This is a genomic window from Streptomyces sp. NPDC107522 (assembly GCF_055657525.1).
Window position 1 is genome coordinate 159,403 of the sequence record NZ_JBVKAU010000010.1, and the last position, 21,691, is coordinate 181,093.

Annotated in this window: 18 protein-coding genes; 7 read left to right on the top strand and 11 right to left on the bottom strand. The window is 71.2% G+C overall.

Annotation, left to right across the window (positions count from 1 at the left end; translation table 11 throughout):
• Nucleotides 1–39: 39 nt before the first annotated feature.
• From ACZ7L6_RS29000 to ACZ7L6_RS29020, 5 genes are all read right to left on the bottom strand, one after another.
• On the bottom strand, nt 40–1,086 hold the full coding sequence (locus tag ACZ7L6_RS29000; RefSeq protein WP_471928877.1) for an ABC transporter substrate-binding protein: 1,047 nt from the start codon (nt 1,084–1,086) through the stop codon (nt 40–42).
• A 200-nt stretch (nt 1,087–1,286) separates the two neighbouring features.
• Nucleotides 1,287–2,447: an acyl-CoA dehydrogenase family protein gene (locus ACZ7L6_RS29005; protein ID WP_471928879.1), complete on the bottom strand. Its 1,161-nt coding sequence runs from the start codon at nt 2,445–2,447 to the stop codon at nt 1,287–1,289.
• Nucleotides 2,448–2,453: 6 nt separating this feature from the next.
• Complete coding sequence (locus ACZ7L6_RS29010; protein WP_471928881.1) at nt 2,454–3,407, bottom strand: hydroxymethylglutaryl-CoA lyase; 954 nt, start codon at nt 3,405–3,407, stop codon at nt 2,454–2,456.
• Entirely contained in the window at nt 3,404–5,356 is a 1,953-nt protein-coding gene (locus tag ACZ7L6_RS29015; protein ID WP_471928883.1) for an acetyl/propionyl/methylcrotonyl-CoA carboxylase subunit alpha, read from the bottom strand. Before ACZ7L6_RS29015 ends, ACZ7L6_RS29010 begins: the two co-directional genes overlap by 4 nt.
• Nucleotides 5,357–5,370: 14 nt before the next feature.
• Entirely contained in the window at nt 5,371–6,987 is a 1,617-nt protein-coding gene (locus tag ACZ7L6_RS29020; RefSeq protein ID WP_471928885.1) for a carboxyl transferase domain-containing protein, read from the bottom strand.
• Nucleotides 6,988–7,083: 96 nt separating this feature from the next.
• On the opposite strand from ACZ7L6_RS29020, the gene ACZ7L6_RS29025 reads away from it, so the two are divergent.
• The 4 genes from ACZ7L6_RS29025 to tesB all read left to right on the top strand — a co-directional run bounded on the left by ACZ7L6_RS29025 (nt 7,084) and on the right by tesB (nt 10,491).
• A complete protein-coding gene (locus tag ACZ7L6_RS29025) occupies nt 7,084–7,680 on the top strand; it encodes an SACE_7040 family transcriptional regulator (RefSeq protein WP_471928887.1) in 597 nt (198 codons plus the stop codon).
• A gap of 56 nt (nt 7,681–7,736) precedes the next feature.
• Nucleotides 7,737–8,240, top strand: a complete 504-nt coding sequence (locus ACZ7L6_RS29030; protein ID WP_471928889.1) for a pyridoxamine 5'-phosphate oxidase family protein — start codon at nt 7,737–7,739, stop codon at nt 8,238–8,240.
• 181 nt (nt 8,241–8,421) lie between these two features.
• Nucleotides 8,422–9,579, top strand: a complete 1,158-nt coding sequence (locus ACZ7L6_RS29035; protein WP_471928891.1) for an acyl-CoA dehydrogenase family protein — start codon at nt 8,422–8,424, stop codon at nt 9,577–9,579.
• Between the two features lie 45 nt (nt 9,580–9,624).
• Entirely contained in the window at nt 9,625–10,491 is an 867-nt protein-coding gene (gene tesB, locus ACZ7L6_RS29040; RefSeq protein WP_471928893.1) for an acyl-CoA thioesterase II, read from the top strand.
• A 24-nt stretch (nt 10,492–10,515) separates the two neighbouring features.
• Here tesB and ACZ7L6_RS29045 read toward each other — a convergent pair whose 3' ends face one another.
• The 3 genes from ACZ7L6_RS29045 to ACZ7L6_RS29055 form a co-directional block, all read right to left on the bottom strand.
• On the bottom strand, nt 10,516–11,112 hold the full coding sequence (locus tag ACZ7L6_RS29045; protein WP_471929069.1) for a DedA family protein: 597 nt from the start codon (nt 11,110–11,112) through the stop codon (nt 10,516–10,518).
• A 130-nt stretch (nt 11,113–11,242) separates the two neighbouring features.
• On the bottom strand, nt 11,243–12,031 hold the full coding sequence (locus ACZ7L6_RS29050) for a phosphatase (protein ID WP_471928895.1): 789 nt from the start codon (nt 12,029–12,031) through the stop codon (nt 11,243–11,245).
• 62 nt (nt 12,032–12,093) lie between these two features.
• A complete protein-coding gene (locus ACZ7L6_RS29055; protein WP_471928897.1) occupies nt 12,094–13,590 on the bottom strand; it encodes a PucR family transcriptional regulator in 1,497 nt (498 codons plus the stop codon).
• 122 nt (nt 13,591–13,712) lie between these two features.
• Between ACZ7L6_RS29055 and ACZ7L6_RS29060 the strand changes: the two genes are divergently transcribed.
• Genes ACZ7L6_RS29060 through ACZ7L6_RS29070 form a run of 3 tightly spaced genes read left to right on the top strand, consistent with a single transcriptional unit; the run spans nt 13,713 to nt 17,896 of the window.
• Entirely contained in the window at nt 13,713–15,173 is a 1,461-nt protein-coding gene (locus ACZ7L6_RS29060) for a sodium:solute symporter family protein (RefSeq protein WP_471928899.1), read from the top strand.
• A gap of 57 nt (nt 15,174–15,230) precedes the next feature.
• Nucleotides 15,231–16,211, top strand: coding sequence for an agmatinase (gene speB / locus ACZ7L6_RS29065; protein ID WP_433040711.1), 981 nt, complete (start codon nt 15,231–15,233; stop codon nt 16,209–16,211).
• Nucleotides 16,208–17,896 (top strand): thiamine pyrophosphate-binding protein, encoded by a 1,689-nt coding sequence (locus ACZ7L6_RS29070; RefSeq protein WP_471928901.1) that lies wholly within the window; start codon nt 16,208–16,210, stop codon nt 17,894–17,896. Before speB ends, ACZ7L6_RS29070 begins: the two co-directional genes overlap by 4 nt.
• Before the next feature lie 31 nt (nt 17,897–17,927).
• Here the strand turns inward: ACZ7L6_RS29070 and ACZ7L6_RS29075 are convergent, their stop codons facing one another.
• The 3 genes from ACZ7L6_RS29075 to ACZ7L6_RS29085 form a co-directional block, all read right to left on the bottom strand.
• Nucleotides 17,928–18,170 (bottom strand): hypothetical protein, encoded by a 243-nt coding sequence (locus tag ACZ7L6_RS29075; protein WP_471928903.1) that lies wholly within the window; start codon nt 18,168–18,170, stop codon nt 17,928–17,930.
• A 138-nt stretch (nt 18,171–18,308) separates the two neighbouring features.
• The gene (locus ACZ7L6_RS29080) at nt 18,309–19,112 is read right to left on the bottom strand and encodes an endonuclease I family protein (RefSeq protein WP_471928905.1); all 804 of its coding nucleotides are present in this window, start codon (nt 19,110–19,112) and stop codon (nt 18,309–18,311) included.
• A 209-nt stretch (nt 19,113–19,321) separates the two neighbouring features.
• Nucleotides 19,322–21,613 (bottom strand): ArnT family glycosyltransferase, encoded by a 2,292-nt coding sequence (locus ACZ7L6_RS29085; RefSeq protein WP_471928907.1) that lies wholly within the window; start codon nt 21,611–21,613, stop codon nt 19,322–19,324.
• Nucleotides 21,614–21,691 lie beyond the last annotated feature (78 nt).

Here is a 21,691-nt window from a genome sequence, read left to right on the forward strand (position 1 = left end):
TTGGCCCGCAGTCGCCCCACCACCTCAAGTGGCCCTTGTCTAGGCGACCTTCTTGGCCTTCTCGATGGCCTCGGCAAGGCTCGTCAGCAGCGGCGTGCACTTGTCGTAAGACAGAATCGGCTCCGGCGACCGAGCAATAACCTGCCCCGCCTTCACCGCCGGCAGCTTCTTCCAGGTCGCCTCAGTGATGTCAGCGGGCTGAATCGTCGAGGACCGGTCGTCCATCATGATGACGTCGGCCGGGTACTTGTCGACGTTCTCCCAGCTCAGCGACTCGAACCAGCCACCGCCCTGCTTCTTCGCGCTCTCCGGCGGCTCGACGAAGTTCACGCCGAGCGCCTTGAAGTACTCCAGGTCGATGGAGAGGTTGGTGCCGGAGACGTAGAACAGGTCCTGGCTGGCGGAACCGGCCATCACCTTGATCTCGGGACGGGCCTTCGCGGCCTTGCGCAGCCGCTCGGCCGCCGCCTCGAAGTCCTTCTTGGACTGGACGACCTTGTCGGCCTTCATGTCCGCGCCGAGGGACTCGGCCAGCTCCCACATCCGCTGAAGCGGCTTGGTCAGCTGGCGGTCGTAGACGGAGATCGCGGCGCTCGGAGCGAGCTTGGCGATCTTGTCCTTGGACGCCTCGGGGACGTACCAGAGGGTGCCGGCGCTGTCGAAGGTCGTGGAGATGAGGACCTCGGGGGCGAACGCCGCGTACTGCTCGACGTTGAACTGGTCCCAGACGTTGCCGAAGACCGTCAGCTTGCTGACGTCCATGTCGCCGGCCTGGACGTCGGCCTTGCCGTCCTGCGTCTTGGTGGGGCCGAAGACGCCCTTGATCTCGATGCCGTAGTCGTAGAGGGCGGCCGCGACACCGACGAAGGCGACGATCTTCGTCGGGACCTTGTCGAGCTTCACGGTGGTGCCGCGGTCGTCCTTGAACGTCCAGGGGCCGGACTTGGCAGCAGTCGTGGCCTCGCCGGCGCCCTCGCTTTTCGCGTCGTCGTCTCCGCAGGCCGCGAGCACGGCCCCGAGGCCGAGGGCGCCGCCCGCGGCGAGGATGCCGCGGCGGGTGAGGTGGGTGGCTCTGGCGTTGGGCATGGGTACGCTGCTTTCGAACAGGGCGGATCACCCGTCGGACAATTCGAAGGTAGGTTAGCCTAACCTCAGCTGATGTCCAGGGGGTGGGGGCCCTTGTGATCGAAGTTGTGCGCGGACTGTGCAGCCGCCATATACGACCGGCGAGGCCCAACCCCCTTGCAATCAAGGGTTGTTGAGCCTCGCTCCGGTGAACGGTGGGCTCAGCCCACGAGCCCCAGTTCCCGCGCGATCAGCATCCGCTGGACCTCGCTCGTGCCCTCGCCGATCTCCAGGATCTTGGAGTCGCGCCACATGCGGGCGACCGGGTACTCGTTCATGAAGCCGTAGCCGCCGTGGATCTGGGTCGCGTCGCGGGCGTTGTCGACGGCGATCGTCGACGAGTAGAGCTTCGCCAGGGCCGCCTCCTTCTTGAAGGGTTCCCCGGCCACGAGACGCGAGGCCGCGTCGCGCCAGGCCAGGCGGGCCGTGTGGGCCTTCATCTCCATGTCGGCGATCTTGAACTGGATGGCCTGGTTGGCGCCGATGGGGCGGCCGAAGGCGTGGCGTTCCTTGGCGTACTTCACCGACTCGTCGACGCAGCCCTGTGCCAGGCCCGTCGCCAGCGCAGCGATGGCGATGCGGCCCTCGTCCAGGATGCGCAGGAACTGCGCGTAGCCGCGGCCCTCTTCACCGAGGAGGTTGGCCGCCGGGACGCGGACGTCCGCGAAGGACAGCTCGCGGGTGTCGGAGGCGTTCCAGCCGACCTTGGAGTAGGGGGCCGCGACCGTGAAGCCGGGGGTGCCGGACGGGACGATGATCGCGGAGATCCGCGGCCTGCCGTCGGGCTTGCGGCCGGTGACCGCCGTGACCGTGACCAGACCCGTGATGTCCGTACCGGAGTTGGTGATGAAGCACTTGGTGCCGTTGATCACCCATTCGTTCGTGTCGGGGTCGAGGCGGGCCGTCGTACGGGTCGCGCCCGCGTCGGAGCCGCCGTCGGGTTCCGTGAGCCCGAAGGCGCCCAGGATCTCGCCGGAGCACAGCCGCGGCAGCCACTGCCGCTTCTGCTCCTCCGTGCCGAAGAGATGGACCGGCATGGCGCCCAGTGATACACCGGCCTCCAGCGTGATGGCGACCGAGGAGTCCACCCGGGCCAGCTCCTCCAGCGCCACGCCGAGCGCCAGGTAGTCGCCGCCCATGCCGCCGTACTCCTCCGGGAACGGCAGGCCGAACAGACCCATGCGGCCCATCTCCCGCACGATCTCGTACGGGAACTCGTGATGCTCGTAGAACTCGCCGATCTTCGGCGCCACGACATCGTGGGCGAACGCCTCCACCGTGCGGCGGAGTTCCTCCAGTTCGGGGGAGAGACGGTGGTCCATGGCTGTTCAGCGCTCCTTGTGGGAGAGGGCTCGGACGGTGCGGGACGGGCTGGGTCGGCCCAGTTGTTCGGCCATCCACGCGCTCGTGGCGACGAGGCGGCCGAGGTCGACTCCGGTGTCGATGCCGAGGCCCCGCAGCATCCACACGAGGTCTTCGGTGGCGAGGTTGCCGGTGGCGGACTTGGCGTACGGGCAGCCGCCGAGGCCGCCGGCGGAGGCGTCGACGGTCGTGACGCCGTGCTGGAGTGCGGCCAGGGTGTTGGCAAGGGCCTGGCCGTAGGTGTCGTGGAAGTGGACGCCGAGTGCGGAGGTCGGCACCCCGGCCTCGTCGAGTCGGGTGAGCAGGGTCTGGACATGCCCCGGTGTCGCGACGCCGATCGTGTCGCCGAGGCTGAGCTCGTCGCAGCCCATGTCCAGCAGGGCCCGGCACACGCGCACGACCTGAGGGACCGGCACCGGACCCTCCCAGGGGTCGCCGAAGCACATGGACAGATACCCGCGCACATGGCCCCCGCTCGCCTTCGCCCGGGCGACCACCGGCTCGAACATGGCCAGCGCCTCGTCCACCGTGCGGTTGAGGTTGGCCTTCGCGAAGGACTCGGTGGCGCTGGCGAAGACGGCGACCCGGCGGGCGCCGAGGGCGAGCGCCCGGTCCAGTCCGCGCTCGTTGGGGACGAGGACGGGCAGGTCCACGGGGAGGTCGGAGACCTGCGGGAACAGCTGCTCGGCGTCGGCGAGCTGGGGCACCCACTTGGGGTGGACGAAGCTCGTCGCCTCGATCGTCGTCAGGCCGGCGTCGGCCAGGCGGCGGACGAACTCCGCCTTCACCTCCGTCGGCACCGTGGACTTCTCGTTCTGCAGGCCGTCGCGGGCGCCGACCTCGTGGATGCGGACGCGGGCGGGCAAAGCCGGGGTCGCTGGTACGGCCATGGGGAGGCCGAGTTCGGGCGTGCTGCTCATGCCGTCTCCTCCTCCGTGGACTCCGCGGGCGTGATGACGGCGAGCACCTGGTCCATGGCGACCGTCGTGCCCGGCGTCACGTCCAGTTGGGCGACCGTGCCGGCGTGCGGGGCGGAGATGACGTGCTCCATCTTCATCGCCTCCACCACCAGCAGGCTCTGGCCCGCCGTCACTTCGTCCCCTACGGCGACCTTCACCACCGTCACCGTCCCCGGCATGGGCGCCGTGAGCGAGTCGGCCCCGGCGTGCGCCGCGCGCGTGAGGGACGCGGCGACCGGGTCGTGGTCCCGCACGTGCCAGGCGTCGCCGTCGCGGCCGAGCCAGGTGCCGTCCGGCAGGGTGGCGCGGTGGAAGGTGTGGCGGACGCCGTCGAGGGTGACGGACACCTGGTCGTCCGTGACGGCGGCGGAGCCCCGCGGGACGTACTCCAACGGGTCCTGCACACGGAGGTGGAAGCCGACGGGCTTCGCCGCCCCGCCGAGCCGCCAGCCGCTCGGCACCGAGAACGGGTCCGTCCAGCCGTCGCCCCGCGGCCGCAGCGCCTCCAGGCGTACGGCCGCTGCCGCCTCGTAGACCTCGTCGGGTACGTCCGTGGAGACCAGGCCGTCCACTACCCGCTCGACCAGCCCCGTGTCCAACTCGCCCGCCACCACCGCCGGATGCGCGAGCAGCCGCCGCAGGAACCCGGCGTTCGTCTGCACGCCCAGCGTGACCGTCTCGGCGAGGGCCGCCCGGAGCTTGCGGATCGCCGTCTCCCGGTCCGGCCCGTACGCGATCACCTTGGACAGCATCGGGTCGTACAGCGAGCCGACCTCCGTGCCCTCGCTGAGTCCGGAGTCGGTGCGGATGCCGTCGCCCTGGGGTTCATGGAGCTTGAGGACCGTGCCGCCCGCCGGGAGGAATCCGCGAGCGGGGTCCTCGGCGCAGACGCGGGCCTCGATGGCGTGACCGGTCAGCCGGATCTCGTCCTGTGTGAAGCCGAGTCGCTCGCCGGACGCCACCCGCAGCTGCCACTCCACCAGGTCGAGGCCGGTGATGAGCTCGGTGACCGGGTGCTCCACCTGGAGGCGGGTGTTCATCTCCATGAAGTAGTACTGAGCGGGATCCCCGCCCGGCACGATGAACTCCACCGTGCCGGCGCCCCGGTAGCCGCACGAGCGGGCCGCCTGCACGGCGGCCTCGCCCATCGCCGCGCGCGTGGCCTCGTCGAGGAGCACACTGGGCGCCTCCTCGATGATCTTCTGGTGCCGGCGCTGGAGGGAGCACTCGCGCTCGCCGAGGTGGACGACATTGCCGTGGCCGTCGGCCAGCACCTGGATCTCGATGTGCCGGGGCCGGTCGACCCAGCGCTCGACGAGGAGGGTGTCGTCGCCGAAGGAGGCGCGGGCCTCGCGGCGGGCGGCGGCGATCTCGTCCGCCAGCCGCTCCGGGTCCCGCACCAGCCGCATGCCCTTGCCGCCACCGCCGGCGGAGGGCTTGAGCAGCACGGGCATGCCGATCTCCCGGGCCGCGTCCGCCAGTTCGGCGTCCGTCAGCCCGCTGCCGCTGGAGCCGGGCACCACCGGAACCCCGGCCGCCTTCACCGTCTCCTTCGCGCGGATCTTGTCGCCCATCAGGGAGATGGCGTCGGCGGTCGGCCCGATGAAGACGAGCCCGGCGTCGGCGCACGCGCGTGCGAAGGCCGCGTTCTCCGCGAGGAAGCCGTATCCGGGGTGGACGGCCTGGGCGCCGGTACGTGCGGCGGCCTCCAGGATCCGCTCCACGGACAGATAGCTCTCGGCCGCCGGCGCCGGACCGATCCGTACCGCCGTGTCGGCCTCCCGGACGTGCCGCGCGTCGGCGTCCGCGTCCGAGAAGACGGCCACGGAGCGTACGCCCAGCGAGCGGAGCGTCCGGACGACCCGGACGGCGATCTCGCCCCGGTTGGCCACGAGCACTGTGTCAAACATGGGTTCCGTCCCCCTCACATCCGGAAGACGCCGAACTGGGGCTCACCCAGCGGCGCGTTGGCACAGGCGGTCAGGGCGAGGCCCAGCACCTGACGGGTCTCCAGCGGGTCGATGACCCCGTCGTCCCAGAGCCGGGCGGTGGCGTAGTAGGCGTTGCCCTGGCGCTCGTACTGCTCCCGGATCGGCGCCTTGAAGGTCTCCTCGTCCGCCACCGGCCAGGACTCGCCGCGCGCCTCGATCTGGTCCCGCTTGACGGTCGCGAGGACGGAGGCCGCCTGCTCACCGCCCATGACGGAGATCTTGGCGTTGGGCCACATCCACAGGAAGCGGGGGGAGTAGGCCCGACCGCACATCGAGTAGTTGCCCGCGCCGTACGAGCCGCCGACCACGACCGTCAGCTTCGGCACGCGCGTGCAGGCGACGGCCGTCACCATCTTGGCGCCGTGCTTGGCGATGCCGCCCGCCTCGTAGTCCTTGCCGACCATGAACCCGGAGATGTTCTGCAGGAACACCAGCGGAATCCCGCGCTGGTCGCACAGCTCGATGAAGTGGGCGCCCTTCTGGGCCGACTCGGAGAACAGGATGCCGTTGTTGGCGACGATGCCGACCGGGTGGCCGTGGATGCGGGCGAAGCCGGTGACGAGGGTCTGGCCGAACTCGGCCTTGAACTCCGCGAAACGGGAGCCGTCGGCCACGCGCGCGATGATCTCGCGTACGTCGTAGGGGGTGCGGGAGTCGACGGGGACGGCGCCGTAGAGACCGTAGGGGTCGACCTTGGGCTCGACGGCGGGCCGGACCTCCCACGACAGGGACCCGCGCGCGGGGAGCGTGGCGACGATGTTCCGGACGATACGGAGGGCGTGCGCGTCGTCCTCGGCGAGATGGTCGGTGACACCCGACACGCGCGCGTGGACGTCGCCGCCGCCGAGCTCCTCGGCCGTGACGACCTCACCGGTGGCGGCCTTCACCAGCGGAGGACCGCCGAGGAAGATCGTGCCCTGGTTGCGGACGATGACGGCCTCGTCGCTCATGGCGGGGACATAGGCGCCGCCCGCGGTGCACGAACCGAGCACGGCCGCGATCTGCGGGATCCCGGCGCCCGACATCCGGGCCTGGTTGTAGAAGATCCGCCCGAAGTGCTCGCGGTCCGGGAACACCTCGTCCTGCATGGGCAGGAAGGCGCCGCCGGAGTCGACGAGGTAGAGACAAGGCAGCCGGTTCTCCAGGGCCACCTCTTGTGCGCGCAGGTGCTTCTTCACGGTCATCGGGTAGTACGTCCCGCCCTTGACCGTGGCGTCATTGGCGACGATCACGCACTCGCGCCCGCTGACCCGGCCGATCCCCGCGATGACACCGGCCGCCGGGGCCTGGCCGTCGTACAGGCCGTCGGCGGCGAGGGGAGCGAGCTCCAGGAAGGGGGAGCCGGGGTCGAGAAGGGTGTCGACGCGGTCCCTGGGCAGCAGCTTGCCGCGCGCGGTGTGCCGGGCGCGCGCCTTCTCCCCGCCTCCCATCCGGGCGGCGGCGAGCTTGCCGCGCAGCTCCTCCGCGAGCGCCCGATGGGCCTCCTCGTTGGCTCGCCAGGCCTCCGACGCGGGATCTGCCGCGCTGTGAAGCTCCGGTGCCTCGTGCATCCTGCGGTCCCCTCACCAGTGGTCCACCAGTTAATGAGCGTTAACGCATTTCCTTCAGGTTAACGACCGCTAACCTCCCTGTCTAGAATTGCTTCCATGGCCACCAGAACCGACGCCCCGACCCGCCGCGAACAGATCCTCAAGGAGGCCGCGCGGCTCTTCGCCGAGCGCGGTTTCCACGGCGTCGGTGTCGACGAGATAGGCGCCGCCGTGGGCATCAGCGGCCCCGGTCTCTACCGGCACTTCGCCGGCAAGGACGCGATGCTCGCCGAGCTCCTGGTCGGCATCAGCGGCCAGCTGCTGACGGGGGCCAAGCGGCGCCTCGCGGAGGCCGACGGGGTGCCGCCGGAGGCGGTCCTGGACTCCCTCATCGAGGGCCACATCGACTTCGCCCTCGACGACCGTCCCCTCATCACCCTGCACGACCGTGAGCTGGACCGCCTCCGCGACAGCGACCGCAAGCTCGTACGGCAGCTGCAGCGGCAGTACGTCGAGCTGTGGGTGGAGGTGGTCCGCAAGGTGTACCCGGAGCTGACGGAGCCGACGGCCCGCTCGGCCGTGCACTCGGTGTTCGGGCTGCTGAACTCGACACCGCACCTGGGGCGGCCGGGGTCGCTGCCGGGGCGGGGGGCGACGGCGGAACTGCTGCACCGGATGGCCCGGGGGGCGTTCGGGGCGGCGGGAGCCGAGTAGTTCCTCCTCGCGGCCGCCGTACAGTGGTCGCCTCGTGAGCCGAACGAGGGGGACGTATGGCCGGGGAAACCGCGAACGCCCGTAGTGCCGCACGGGCGATCATCGACGGCAACATGTACATGGTGCTGGCCACGACGGGCCCCGACGGCGCCCCCTGGGCGGCGCCGGTCTTCTACTCCACCGCGGACGGCCGGGACTTCTACTGGGTCTCGTCCCCCGAGGTCACGCACTCCCGCAACATCGCCCACGAGCCCCGGGTCGGCATCGTCATCCACGACTCCCGCGCCCCGGTCGGCACGGCGGGTTCGCGCGCGCTGTACCTGACCGCCACGGCGGCGGAGCTGGACGGGGACGAGGCGCTGGACGCCCTGAGCGTCATCCCGGGCCCCGCCGGCCGCGGTGGCCGCGCGCTCGCTCCGGAAGAGGTGCGCGCCCCCTCGCCCTGGCGGGTGTACCGCGCGCGGGTCACCGCGTACTCGATGATCTGCCCGCGTGAAGCGGGGCAGCCCTGTGCCGAGCACGGGCTCGACTACGAGCACCGGGCCGACGTACGCCTCTGAGCGTGACGAGCGTGACGAGCGTTACGGACCTTGACCTCTGGACGCCTGTGGATACTCGCCGGTACGGTTGGTGAGCAAGCGCTTAGCCAATGGGGCCGCAACCATCGATTGAGGAACCCGGACGGCGAGCAACCAGGTACGCGAGAGCGGCGCCGGTTTAGGCGCAAAGGAGGGCGGCGGCGTGCGCCGTACTGTGTTCAACGAGGACCATGAGGCGTTCCGGGAGACCATCCGCGCCTTCATCGAGGCCGAGGTCGTCCCGGTCTACGACGAGTGGTTCGCCGCCGGCCAGGCGCCGCGCGACTTCTACTACAAGCTCGCCGAGCTCGGCGTCTTCGGCATCCGCGTCGACGAGGAGTACGGCGGCGCCGGCATCGACTCGTACAAGTTCGAAGCCATCATGTACGAGGAGACCGCCCGCGCGGGTGTCCAGTTCGGCGGCTCCGGCGTGCACGTGCTGCTCGGCCTGCCGTACATCAAGATGCTCGCCACCGACGAGCAGAAGAAGCGGTTCCTGCCGAAGTTCGTCTCCGGTGAGGAGATGTGGGCTCTCGCGATGACCGAGCCGGGCACCGGCTCCGACCTTGCGGGCATGAAGACCACCGCCAAGCTCTCCGAGGACGGCACCCACTACGTCCTCAACGGCGCCAAGACCTTCATCACCGGTGGCGTGCACGCCGACCGCGTGATCGTCTGCGCCCGCACCGCCGCCCCGACGGCCGAGGACCGCCGCCACGGCATCTCCCTGTTCGCCGTGGACACCAAGTCCGAGGGCTACTCCGTCGGCCGCAAGCTGGACAAGCTGGGACTGAAGACCTCCGACACCGCCGAGCTGGCGTTCGTCGACGTGAAGGTCCCGGTCGAGGACCTCCTCGGCGAGGAGAACAAGGGCTTCTACTACCTCGGCCACAACCTGGCCTCCGAGCGCTGGGGCATCGCCTTCGGTGCCTACGCCCAGGCCAAGGCCGCCGTCCGGTTCGCCAAGCAGTACGTCCAGGAGCGCACCGTCTTCGGCAAGCCGGTCGCCCACTTCCAGAACACCAAGTTCGAGCTGGCCGCCTGCCAGGCCGAGGTCGACGCGGCCGAGGCCGTCGCCGACCGCGCGCTGGAGGCGCTGGACGCGGGCGAGCTGACCCCGGCCGAGGCCGCCTCCGCCAAGCTGTTCTGCACCGAGGTCGCCCACCGTGTGATCGACCGCTGCCTCCAGCTGCACGGCGGCTACGGCTTCATGAACGAGTACCCGATCGCCCGCCTGTACGCGGACAACCGCGTCAACCGCATCTACGGCGGCACCAGCGAGATCATGAAGACGATCATCGCCAAGGACATGGGCCTGTAAGGTCCGCCGAACCCAGGAAATGACTGGCGGGTACAACTGTCTGCCATGAGCCAGGCACTACAGGATCTCCTCGATCTGCTCGACCTGGAGCAGATCGAGGAGAACATCTTCCGCGGCCAGTCCCGGTCCGCCGTCGTCCCGCGCGTCTTCGGCGGACAGGTGGCGGCCCAGGCGCTGGTCGCCGCCGGGCGTACGGTCCCGGAGGACCGGCACGCCCACTCGCTGCACGCGTACTTCCTGCGCATGGGCGACCCGGGTGCGCCCATCGTCTACACCGTCGAGCGCATCCGTGACGGCCGCTCCTTCACCACCCGCCGCGTGGTGGCGGTCCAGCACGGCAGGCCGATCTTCTCCCTCTCGGCGTCCTTCCAGGCGTACGAGGAGGGCCTCGACCACCAGACCCCGATGCCGCCCGCGCCCGACCCGGCCACGCTGCCCACTTCCCAGGAGCGGCTGCGCGGGTACGACCACCTCGACCCGGCGGTCGTCGAGAGGTTCCTGGAGGCACGCCAGGCGGTCGATCTGCGCTACGTCGACGAGCCGCCGTACGGCAGGTTCGGCGAGCCCCGCGAACCGCACTCCCAGGTCTGGTTCCGCACCAACGGCAAGCTGGCCGACGACCCGCTGCTGCACGTCGTCCTCGCCACGTACGTCTCCGACATGACCCTGCTCGACTCGGTGCTGCTCGCCCATGGGCGGGGCGGCTGGGCCGTCGGGGACGTGGTCGGGGCCTCGCTGGACCACGCGATGTGGTTCCACCGTCCGTTCCGCGCGGACGAGTGGCTGCTGTACGACCAGGAGTCACCGTCGGCCCACGGCGGGCGCGGGCTCGGGCAGGCGCGGATCTACACGCAGGACGGGCGGCTCGCGGTGTCGGTGATCCAGGAAGGTGTGGTGCGGGTACCTCGGTGACGGGGACAGGAGGGTGGGCGCTGCTCAACCCGCCTCTTGCCGCTGCCGCTCCCGCCCCGACCGTGAGAGTCGTATGCCGATGAATCCCAGGCCCACCACGGCCACGACCACCGCGATGACCTTGGAATAGAGCCCCACCAGATCGCTGACCTCGTGCCAGTGGGCGCCGAGGGCGTAACCGGCGGCTATGAAAGCGGTGTTCCATACGAGGCTGCCCGCCGTGGTGAGGGCGAGGAACACGGGGAGCCGCATGCGTTCGACTCCGGCCGGTATCGAGATCAGGCTGCGGAAGACGGGCACGAAGCGGCCGAAGAACACGGCCTTGGTGCCGTGCCGGAGGAACCACGCCTCGGTCCGTTCCACGTCTGCGGCCTTCACCAGGGGCAGCCGCGCCGCCACCGCGATCAGCCGCTCGCGGCCGAAGAGCGCGCCGAGCAGATACAGGGCCAGTGCGCCCGCCACCGAACCCGCCGTGGTCCAGGCGACGGCGGCGACGACGTCCATGCGGCCCTGGCTCGCCGTGAACCCCGCCAGCGGCAGGATCACCTCGCTCGGCAGCGGCGGGAACACGTTCTCCAGGGCGATGGCCAGCCCGGCGCCCGGACCGCCCAGCTTCTCCATCAGACCGGCGGCCCAGCCGGCGACTCCGCCGACGGGCACCTCGGGCGCAACAGCAATGATCACGCGCGCCACTTTACCGAGTCTTGACCTAAAGGCGGCATGAGGAAGGCTGTGCAGCGGCCGCCGGCGCCTAGGCCAGCCCTGCCTCCGCCAGCAGGAACGCCGTCATCGGGTCGTAGTACCGAGGGCTCACCACATGGTCGTCGAGCGGCACCACCACCTGCACCGTCCCCTCCGCCTCCGCGAGGAACAGCGCCGGGTCGTTGCAGTCCGCGTACCCGACGGAGTCGACACCGTGCTGCCCGGCGTACCCCGCCCAGCCGTGGTCGGCCACGACCAGGTCCGGCAGGGGACGTCCCTCGCGCTCGAGGCCCGTCAGGATGGCCTTCATCGGGGCGCCGGAGTGGGTGTGCCAGAGGGTGGCGCCGTGCTCCAGGACCGCGACGTGCGCGAACTGCATGACGTACCCCTCGTCCGTCTGCAGGCCGTCCGGGATGACGACGATCTCGCAGCCGGCCGTGCGCAGAGCGGCGGCGGTCGCGTGGTGGACGTCGAGCAGGCCGCCCGGGTGGCCGGTGGCGAACAGGACGCGCTGCCGGCCCTCCGCCGCCTTGCGCAGCCGGCCCGCCATCCGCTCCAGCGCGGCCACCGTCAGCTCGGGGTCGATGGTGTCCTGGCCGTGGCGGTACTCCGGGTCGTCGTTCACGCCGACGCGCTCCGCCATCACCGCGAGCACGTCCTGCTCGTCGGTCCAGCGGTCACCGAGCTCCAGGCCGAGCCAGTAGTGGCGGTCGCCGTTCGCCAGCTTGCGGTAGTGGGAGAGGTTGTTCTCGCGGGGAGTGGCGACGTCGCCCGCGATACGGGTTCTGACGAGGTGGTCGACGAGCTCGGCGCGGCTGGGTGTCCCGGGTATCGGCATGGTCCCCATTGTGAGGCAGACAACTGCGGGAACGGCCGAGTCCGGGGCGCGTGCGACGCGGGTCACTGTGCGGTCGGCCGCCCGCCGCCGGGCAGTTCGGCGCGGCGCAGGGCGAACCACAACTCCATGCGTACGTCCGGGTCGTCCAGGTCCGTGCCGAGGAGCGCCGCGCACCGGGCGATCCGCTGGCGGACGGTGTTGCGGTGGACGGACAGGGCGACGGCCGTACGGTCCCAACTGCCGTGCAGGGAGAGCCAGGTGCGCAGGGTCTCCGTGAGCGGGTCGGTGAGGGGCGCGAGGAGGATGCGGGCGTGGGCCTCCGCCTCGTCGGGGGAGAGCAGGTCGGTTAGGGCCGGGCGGTGCGTGCCGTGCCGGAACAGGGGGGTGCGGGTCGCCCTCGCCCGGGACAGCGCCCGGGCCGCCTGGGTGTCGGCGGCCGGCCAGTCCGGCGCCGTCGCGGGGGCGCTGACGCCCAGGGTCCAGCCGGGCTGCGGGGACGGTTCGCGGTCCGCCGGGACGAGGACGCGTACGACGTCCCGCGCCAGGTCGACCAGCGGCGAGCCGAGCGCCGCGCCCAGCGCCGACGCGGCCATCGGGTCGCAGGGCTGGGCGTCGGGGCGGCCGTGGACCACGAGCCAGTCGCCGTCGCCCAGCAGCGGGGCCACCGCCTGCGGCTCGGCGCCCAGCAGCAGCCGTACGAGCGCCGAGGACCGGGCCGCTCCGGAGCCGCTCTGGTGCTCGCCGGTGAGGAGGGACAGCAGCACGGCGGCGACGGAGGCGATGGTGTGGTCGCCGGGGTCGCGCCGCGGGGCGGCGACGCCGAGGACGAAGCCGCGACCGGCGCCGAGGGCGTAGGCGGCGAGGTGGGTGCCGGAGGGGGCGGTGTCGGTGGCGGACGTGGGGGTCCCCGGACCGGAGGGACGGACGACCGCCGCGAGCTCGGCCAGCGACCCGCTCACCGCGTCCTCCGGCCCCCGCCCCGCCTCCCCGAGCGCCGCGCCCTCCGGCCCGTACAGCACCGCCCAGCCCCCGACCCGCTGCGCCAGCTGCCGCAGCACCGCCCGGACCGGATCCGGGCGCGAGGCGGCCGCCGCCAGACTCTGCTGGGCCTCCGTCACGCGGCGCAGTTCGGCGTGGCGGGCCTGGGCCATCAGCTGCCAGACCGCGCGGGCCACGCCGGAGAAGGTGGTCTGCGGCGGGACCTCCAGGAGCGGGAGCCCGTACGCCTCGCAGGCCGCCACGAGCGCGCGCGGCACCGTGTCGTGGACGGGAGCGAGCCCGAAGCCGAGCACCGCGCCGCCCGCCGCCACGATCCGGGAGACGTAGTCGTCGAAGTAGGTGCCCGAGCCCGCCGCCTCGGGGACGTGCACGCCCGCCGTCAGCAGCAGCTCACCGCCCAGCAGATAGGGATACGGATCGGCCATCTCCGAGGTGTGCGCCCAGTGGATCACGATGCCGGGGTCGGACGGCCCGGCGATCTGGCGCAGGGCCAGGTCCTCCCGGGCCAGCAGGGCGGAGAGCGGGACGGGTGGGGTGGGAGGAACGGTTGGTTCCGGCATGTGTGCGTTCCCTCCATACAGCTGCCCGCAGGTGGATGAAACGTACACTTCGCAGTCGCTTTCCAGCCACCTAGTGTCGACCCACGTCACCCGCCGGCGAGACCGAGCGAAGGAGGGCCCCCGTGGCTATCGACTACACCGTGATCGTCGTCTACCTGGCCGGAATGCTGGCCATGGGCTGGTGGGGCATGCGCCGCGCCAAGTCCAAGAGCGAGTTCCTGGTCGCCGGGCGCCGGCTCGGCCCCACGATGTACTCCGGCACCATGGCGGCGATCGTCCTCGGCGGCGCCTCCACCATCGGCGGCGTCGGGCTCGGCTACCAGTACGGCCTCTCCGGCGCCTGGATGGTGGTCACCATCGGGCTCGGACTGCTCGCCCTGTCGGTCTTCTTCTCCGCCCGCATCGCCCGCCTCAAGGTCTACACCGTCTCCGAGATGCTCGACCTGCGCTACGGCGGCCGGGCCGGAGTCATCTCCGGTGTCGTGATGTGGGCGTACACCCTCATGCTCGCGGTCACGTCGACCATCGCGTACGCCACGATCTTCGACGTCCTGTTCGACATGAACCGCACCGCCGCGATCGTCCTCGGCGGCTCGATCGTCGTCGCCTACTCGACGCTCGGCGGCATGTGGTCGATCACCCTCACCGACATGGTGCAGTTCGTGGTGAAGACCGTGGGCGTGCTGCTGCTCCTGCTGCCCATCGCCGTCGTCAAGGCCGGCGGGTTCAGCGAGATGAAGGCGCAGCTGCCGACCGAGTACTTCGACCCGCTGGGCATCGGCGGCGAGACGATCTTCACGTACGTCCTCATCTACACCTTCGGCATGCTCATCGGTCAGGACATCTGGCAGCGCGTCTTCACCGCCCGCAGCGACCGGACCGCCAAGTGGGGCGGCACGGTCGCCGGCACCTACTGCCTCGCCTACGCCGTCGCCGGTGCCGTCATCGGTACGGCCGCCCGGGTGCTCTACCCCAAGCTCGGCAGCGCGGACGACGCCTTCGCGACCATCGTCAAGGACGAACTCCCGGTCGGCGTCCGGGGGTTGGTGCTGGCCGCCGCCCTCGCCGCGGTGATGTCCACCTCCTCCGGCGCGCTCATCGCCTGCGCGACCGTCGCCAACAACGACATCTGGTCGCGGCTGCGGGGAGTCGTACGGCCGGATGCGGAAGCGCACGACGAGGTCAAGGGCAACCGCGCGTTCATCCTGGTCATGGGCGTGGCCGTGATCTGTACGGCCATCGCGCTGAACAACGTCGTCGAGGCGCTGACCGTCGCCTACAACCTGCTCGTCGGCGGGCTGCTCGTGCCGATCCTGGGCGGGCTGCTGTGGCGGCGCGGAACCGTGCAGGGCGCGCTCGCCTCGGTCGTCGTCGGTGGTGTGGCGGTGATCACGCTGATGGCGACCCACGGCATTCTCGCCAACGAGCCCGTCTACTACGGCCTGCTGTCTTCCCTCGCCGCCTACATCGCCGTCTCCTTGATGACGAGGCCGACCGACGCGGCCGTCCTCGCCGCCTGGCGTGAGCGCCTCGCCGGGCGGGCTCCCGAACTCGTGTCCGAACCGGTGCCGGCTCCCCAGTAGAGTCGTAGGAGCAAAACCCGCATACGCGACGAAGCGTAGGAAAGAAGGCATTTCACTATGACTGGCAACGAGACGCCCCGCGGCCCCGTCGACTCCTCCCGCATCCCGCGGTACGCCGGACCCGCGACCTTCGCCCGGCTCCCGCGCCTCGACGAGGTCGGCCGCGCCGATGTCGCCGTGGTCGGCGTGCCGTTCGACTCGGGCGTCTCGTACCGGCCGGGCGCCCGCTTCGGCGGCAACGCCATCCGCGAGGCGTCCCGGCTGCTGCGCCCGTACAACCCGGCGCAGGACGCCTCCCCGTTCGCGCTGGCGCAGGTGGCGGACGGCGGCGACATCGCCGTCAACCCGTTCAACATCAACGAGGCCGTGGAGACCGTAGAGGCGGCCGCCGACGAGCTCCTCGGCACCGGCGCCCGCCTGATGACCCTCGGCGGCGACCACACCATCGCGCTGCCGCTGCTCCGCTCGGTCGCCAAGAAGCACGGCCCGGTGGCGCTGCTCCACTTCGACGCCCACCTCGACACCTGGGACACGTACTTCGGCGCGGAGTACACCCACGGCACGCCCTTCCGGCGCGCGGTGGAGGAGGGCATCCTCGACACCGAGGCGCTCTCCCACGTCGGCATCCGCGGCCCGCTGTACGGCAAGCAGGACCTGACCGACGACGAGAAGATGGGCTTCGGCATCGTCACCTCGGCGGACGTCTACCGCCGCGGCGCCGACGAGGTCGCCGACCAGCTGCGCCAGCGCATCGGCGACCGGCCCCTCTACATCTCCATCGACATCGACTGCCTCGACCCGGCCCACGCGCCCGGCACCGGCACCCCCGAGGCGGGCGGCATGACCTCCCGCGAGCTGCTGGAGATCCTGCGCGGCCTGGCGTCCTGCAACCTGGTCTCGGCCGACGTCGTCGAGGTGGCGCCCGCGTACGATCACGCCGAGATCACGTCGGTGGCCGCGTCCCACACGGCGTACGAACTGACCACGATCATGTCCCGCCAGATCGCGGCGGCCCGGAAGGACTCGGAAGCGAAGTGACTCACGACCACGACCTGGTGCTCCGCCCGACTCAGGCGCAGATCGCCGCCGCCCTGAATCCTCCGGCCGGCCGAAACGGCGGAGACCTGGTCGTGGAGACGCTGGCCGGGCTCGGCGCGACGACGGTCTTCGGGCTGCCCGGCCAGCACGCGCTGGGCATGTTCGACGCGCTGCGCCGCTCCGACCTGCGGTACATCGGCCTGCGGGTGGAGAACAACGCCGGGTTCGCGGCGGACGCCTACGGTCGGATCACGGGCGAGGCGGCGCCGCTGCTGCTCTCGACGGGGCCGGGCGCGCTGACCTCGCTGGCCGCGCTCCAGGAGGCGGCCGCGGCGAGCGCCCCCGTGCTGGCGATCAGCAGCCAGATCCCGACCGCCGGTCTGGGTGGCGGCCGGCACGGCTACCTCCACGAACTCCCGGACCAGGCAGCCTCGTTCCGGGGCGTGGTGAAGTCGGTCCACACCGTCCGCACCCAGTCCCAGATCCCCTCCGCGATCGAGGCGGCCTGGAAGTCGGCGCTGACGGCCCCGCACGGACCGGTGTGGGTGGAGATCCCGCAGGACGTGCTGCTCGCCGAGACGTCGATCCCGGTGGTGACGGGCGGCGACGCCTTCCCCGAGGAGCTGCCGCCGCGCCCCGAACTGACGGCGGTGGCGGCCGACCTGCTGTCCCGCGCCGCCCGCCCGGCGATCATCGCGGGCGGGGGAGTGGTACGGGCGGACGCGTCCGGCAAGCTGAAGCAGCTGGCGGAGATGCTCCAGGCCCCGGTCGTCACGACGCCCGGCGGCAAGGGCGCGTTCCCATGGAAGCACCCGCTGTCGCTCCAGTCCTGGATCGAGGACCGGCACACGACGGACTTCCTGGAGGACGCGGACGTCCTGCTCGTCGTCGGCTCGGGCCTCGGCGAGCTCTCCTCCAACTACCACACGTTCAAGCCGCGCGGCCGGGTCATCCAGATCGAGGCGGACCTGGGCAAGCTGGAGTCCAACCACCCGGCGCTCGGCATCCACGCGGACGCGCGCCTCGCTTTGCAGGCGCTGCTGGAGACGGTGACGGAGCGGGAGGACGCGACGGCGCCGGAGCGCGTCCGTGAGGTCCTCGCGAAGGTCACCGACCGCATCGCGTCCCAGGAACTCACCCTGGAACAGGAGGTGCTGGCGTCGGTACGGCGGGCCCTCCCCGCCGACTCCCCGTCCTTCTGGGACATGACCATCCTGGCCTACTGGGCCTGGTCGGCGTTCGACGCCAAGGGCCCCAACCTCCTGCACTCCGCCCAGGGCGCCGGCGGCCTCGGCTACGGCTACCCGGCGGCCCTCGGCGCGGCGGCCGCGGACCCGACGCGCCCGGTGCTCGCGGTGTCCGGCGACGGAGGCGCGCTGTACTCGATCGCCGAGCTCGCGACGGCCCGCCAGTACGACCTGAACGTCACCTGGCTCATCGTCGACGACGGCGGCTACGGCATCCTGCGCGAGTACATGACGGACGCCTTCGGCGAGCCGACGGCGACGGAGCTGACGCGGCCGGACTATGTGGCGCTGGCAGAGTCCTTCGGGGTCCCCGGGGTCCGTACGACCCCGGAGACGCTGGAGGCCGACCTGTCGAAGGCGCTCTCCGAGCCCGGGCCGGCGGTGGTGGTGCTTCCGGTGGTGCTGCGGATGTTCGCGGCGACGCACCTCACGAAGTGATGCCTCAGCGGCACTTGGGCACGGGCTCGGACTAGTCGCGGGTGTCGTCGACGTGGTCGCGGTCGTAACAGGCGGCGTCCACCTCGGTGGTGATCCCTGGTGCGACTACCGGGACGAGCCCGAGTGCCTCCCTGCAGAGGTTGGTGGTGGTGAGGTCCCGGCCGGCGATGGTGATGCGGCCCCGGTTGCCGTCGCCGTCGCCGTCGGCGTGGGCCGGGGCGGCGAGTACGAGGCCTGCCAGGGTGAACGCGACGAGTGCGCTGATCTTCTTCATAGCCGGGTCAACGGCATCGGATCGGTGCGGGTCACTCGGCTGCACAGGTGGTGACCGAGCGCGCCGGGGGCCGACGAGGGCCGGGGAGGGCCGACGAGGCCCCTGGCGCGTCCACGGCTGCTGAACCGGGCCGGTCGTCTACCAGATCGCCTCGACCCACTCCGGGTGGTCGATGAACGGGTTGCGGTTGTGCTGGTAGGTGTCGTAGATGACCTGGTTGCGGCGCTCCTCGAAGGCGTCCGGCGGGTCCTGCTCGTTCCACTGCTTCAGGACGGAGAGGCGCCCGTGGTACGGGGAACTGCCGTTGGTGACCGAGTCGTTGGGTTCCAGGTCGGCGAAGGCGTCGTCACCCTCGTAGCGGACGGCCATGTAGAGGATCATGCGGGCCACGTCGCCCTTGACGGCGCTGCGGGGCTCGAAGGAGTTGGAGTCGGTGAGGCTGCCGCCCGAGTTGGTGAAGCTGCTGCCGCCCCAGTCGAAGTCCTTGTTGCCGCGGATCGCGTTGACCTGCACGTCCTCGGGGCGGATGTGGTGAAGGTCCGTGCCGGGGCCGGCGGAGGTGCCGAAGTCGCCGTGCGACTGGGCCCACACGTGCTCACGGTTCCAGTCACCGACGTCACCGCCGTTGAGGGACTTGCTGCGGGAGATGCCCGAGTACAGCAGCTTCACGTTGTTGCTGTTGTTCGGGTCCTGGTCGGTGACCTTCAGCGCCTCCCAGAGCGCCGAGTACGACAGCTTCGTCTGGCTGCTGATGATTGTGTGCAGCGACGACTTGAGGCTGGTGCCGGACTTGCCGATCGCGTTCTTGTAGTACGTCGAGTCGTACGCGGTCGTGGTGGCGGCGGCCGGGGTCGCGGTCACCGCGGGGGCGGTGAGGCCGACCAGGACGGCGGCGGTCGTCAGGGCCACTGACTTCCAGCTGCGTATGCGTGTCGCCAGCATGTGGGGTGTCCCATCTACGCGGGTTGAATGGAGGCGGCAGAGGGGAGAGTGGCATGGACATGCGGTGGTGTCGAGGGTTGTTGCGTGTCTTTTGGGTGACGTGAAACGGCAAATCGGGGCTTGTCTACGCGAGTTGACGCCGGTGGCGGGACATGGGGGCGGCCCCCGACGGGAGGTCGGGGGCCGTTGGCCGGCGGAGTGGTCGGGTGTCAGGTGACGTCCGACGGGTCCAGGCGGTAGATCGTCGAGGTGGACGAGTTCGAGGTGGACGAGTTCGAGTCGGACGAGGTCGAGCTGTAGTCGCTCTCCTTCACCGCCGTCCCGTGCTCCTGCACCCACTCCGTCACCTCGGAGCTGAGGTCGGAACCGCCGCCGGGACCGCCGCCCATGCCGCCGCCGACCTGGATGTAGTGCAGCCCGCCCTTCTTCACCAGCTCCTTCAGCTTGGCGAGGGTCATCGCCTTGTCGCTGCCGGTCCAGCCCCACATGGAGATCACGGGCTCGCCGCTGCTGAGGATGAGCTGCGCGGCACTCTGCGAGTTCGGCACCGCCAGGAGCCACTTGGCGCCGTCCTGGTGCTTCTTCAGGTAGGCGATGAGCTCGCTGCTCGCACCGCCCATGCCGCCGCCCATGCCTCCGCCGCCGGGGACGTCGCCCATCTCCGCGTTGCCGCCGGGGACTTGACCACTCGGGCCCGACTGGCCGTTGTTCTGGCCATCCGGCAGCTGACCGGTGCTTTCGCCACCCGGCGTCATCTGGCCGCCCGGCAGTTCACCGCCCTGCCCCTGCTGCCCGCCGGGGAAGCCGCCCCCGGCCTGGCCGTTGGCCTGTCCGCCGGTCCGTCCGCCGGCCTGGTTGTTCTGGCCGTCCTGCTGCATGCCGCCGGGGCCGCCGTTCCCGCCGCCCGGGGAGCCGCCCCGGCCGCCGCCGGGGCCGCCGCCGAAGCCGCCGCCCGTGGAGGGGCCGGCCGTCGGGTTCGTACCGCCGCCCATGCCGCCTCCGCCGCCCGACCCGGACGGCACCGACCAGGCGTACGCCGCCGGACCCGCCACCGCCGCGACGATCGCCGCCACCAGCGAGGCCGCCAGCAGCCGCACGCGGCCCCCGGACGCGGAGCGGAAGACCAGCAGTCCCACGATCGCCAGCGCCATGACCACCGCGATCGCCGGCCACAGCCACGTGTTCCAGCCGGAGGCCCGGCGGAGCAGGACGACGGCCCAGACCGCCGTGACCGCGAGGCCCGCCGGGAGCACCCACGCCCACCGCCGGTCGGCGCGGAACGCGCGCAGCAGCATCGCGCCGCCGCCCCCGCACAGCGCTGCGATGCCCGGGGCGAGGGCGGTCGTGTAGTACGGGTGCATCGTGCCCTCGGCCATCGCGAAGGTCAGGTAGTGCAGGGCGGTCCAGCCGCCCCACATCAGCAGCGTGGCGCGGGTCGCGTCCGTGCGCGGGGCCCGGCCGCACAGCACCAGACCGGCGATGCATGCGATGGCCGCGAAGGGGATCAGCCAGGAGATCTGGCCGCCGAGGATGTCGTTGAACAGGCGGCCGATCCCGGCGGTCCCGGAGAAGCCGCCGCCTCCGCCCCCGCCGCCCCCGCCGTTGCCCTCGCCGCCGAGGACCCGGCCGAGGCCGTTGTAGCCCGTGATCAGGTCCCAGGCCGTGCCGTCCGTGGAGCCGCCGATGTAGGGGCGCTCGTCGGCCGGCACCAGGGACACCGCCGCTGCCCACCAGAAGCTGGAGACGGCGAGCGCCACGCCCGCGATCAGCAGGTTCACGATCCGCTTCACGAGCTTCGGCTTCGCCGCGTACAGGTAGACCGCGAAGACGGCGGGCAGCGCGATGTAGCCCTGGAGCATCTTCGTGTTGAAGGCCAGACCGAAGCAGACCGCCGAGCCGACCAGCGGGGCCAGCTTGCCGTTGTGGACGGCCCGCAGGGCCAGGGCGGCCCCGGCCACCATCAGGAAGACCAGCAGCGTGTCGGGGTTGTTGTCGCGGTTGATGGCGACCGTGATCGGGGTCAGTGCCAGGACCAGCGCGGCGACCGCCGCCGCGCCGTGGCCCCACACCCGCTTCACCGAGGCGTGCAGGATCCAGATCGTCGCGAGGGCCACCAGGATCATCGGCAGCATCATCTGCCAGGTGCCGTAGCCGAAGATCCGGCACGACAGGCCCATCACCATCAGCGCGAACGGCGGCTTGTCGACGGTGAGGAAGTTGCCCGCGTCCAGGGAGCCGAAGAACCACGCCTTCCAGCTCTCGGTGCCGCTGAGCACGGCCGCGCTGTAGAAGCTGTTCAAGCTGGAGCCGGAGAGGTTCCACGAGTACAGCACCGCCGCCAGGATCAGGATCGCGATCAGGGCGGGGAGCGACCAGCGGGGCGCCGTTTCCTGGGGTGGCGGCTCCGGGGGCACTGTCGTGCGGGGGTGCGTATCGGTGGCAGAGGTCGCAGAGGTCACGGCCGCATCGTGCAAATCGGGGGTGGGTGCGCGCTGTGCCATACCTGGCTCCTGGCTGTGAAAAGGCAAAGGAGAACGCAAAGGAGTCCGCAAAGAGAATTCCCCGCCGCGCGCGTACGG

Coding starts and splice junctions, on each gene's coding strand:
- ACZ7L6_RS29000 (WP_471928877.1), bottom strand. CDS start 1,086: ATGCCCAACGCCAGAGCCACCCACCTCACCCGCCGCGGCATCCTCGCC.
- ACZ7L6_RS29005 (WP_471928879.1), bottom strand. CDS start 2,447: ATGGACCACCGTCTCTCCCCCGAACTGGAGGAACTCCGCCGCACGGTG.
- ACZ7L6_RS29010 (WP_471928881.1), bottom strand. CDS start 3,407: ATGAGCAGCACGCCCGAACTCGGCCTCCCCATGGCCGTACCAGCGACC.
- ACZ7L6_RS29015 (WP_471928883.1), bottom strand. CDS start 5,356: ATGTTTGACACAGTGCTCGTGGCCAACCGGGGCGAGATCGCCGTCCGG.
- ACZ7L6_RS29020 (WP_471928885.1), bottom strand. CDS start 6,987: ATGCACGAGGCACCGGAGCTTCACAGCGCGGCAGATCCCGCGTCGGAG.
- ACZ7L6_RS29025 (WP_471928887.1), top strand. CDS start 7,084: ATGGCCACCAGAACCGACGCCCCGACCCGCCGCGAACAGATCCTCAAG.
- ACZ7L6_RS29030 (WP_471928889.1), top strand. CDS start 7,737: ATGGCCGGGGAAACCGCGAACGCCCGTAGTGCCGCACGGGCGATCATC.
- tesB (WP_471928893.1), top strand. CDS start 9,625: ATGAGCCAGGCACTACAGGATCTCCTCGATCTGCTCGACCTGGAGCAG.
- ACZ7L6_RS29045 (WP_471929069.1), bottom strand. CDS start 11,112: ATGGAGAAGCTGGGCGGTCCGGGCGCCGGGCTGGCCATCGCCCTGGAG.
- ACZ7L6_RS29050 (WP_471928895.1), bottom strand. CDS start 12,031: ATGCCGATACCCGGGACACCCAGCCGCGCCGAGCTCGTCGACCACCTC.
- ACZ7L6_RS29055 (WP_471928897.1), bottom strand. CDS start 13,590: ATGCCGGAACCAACCGTTCCTCCCACCCCACCCGTCCCGCTCTCCGCC.
- speB (WP_433040711.1), top strand. CDS start 15,231: ATGACTGGCAACGAGACGCCCCGCGGCCCCGTCGACTCCTCCCGCATC.
- ACZ7L6_RS29075 (WP_471928903.1), bottom strand. CDS start 18,170: ATGAAGAAGATCAGCGCACTCGTCGCGTTCACCCTGGCAGGCCTCGTA.
- ACZ7L6_RS29080 (WP_471928905.1), bottom strand. CDS start 19,112: ATGCTGGCGACACGCATACGCAGCTGGAAGTCAGTGGCCCTGACGACC.
- ACZ7L6_RS29085 (WP_471928907.1), bottom strand. CDS start 21,613: ATGGCACAGCGCGCACCCACCCCCGATTTGCACGATGCGGCCGTGACC.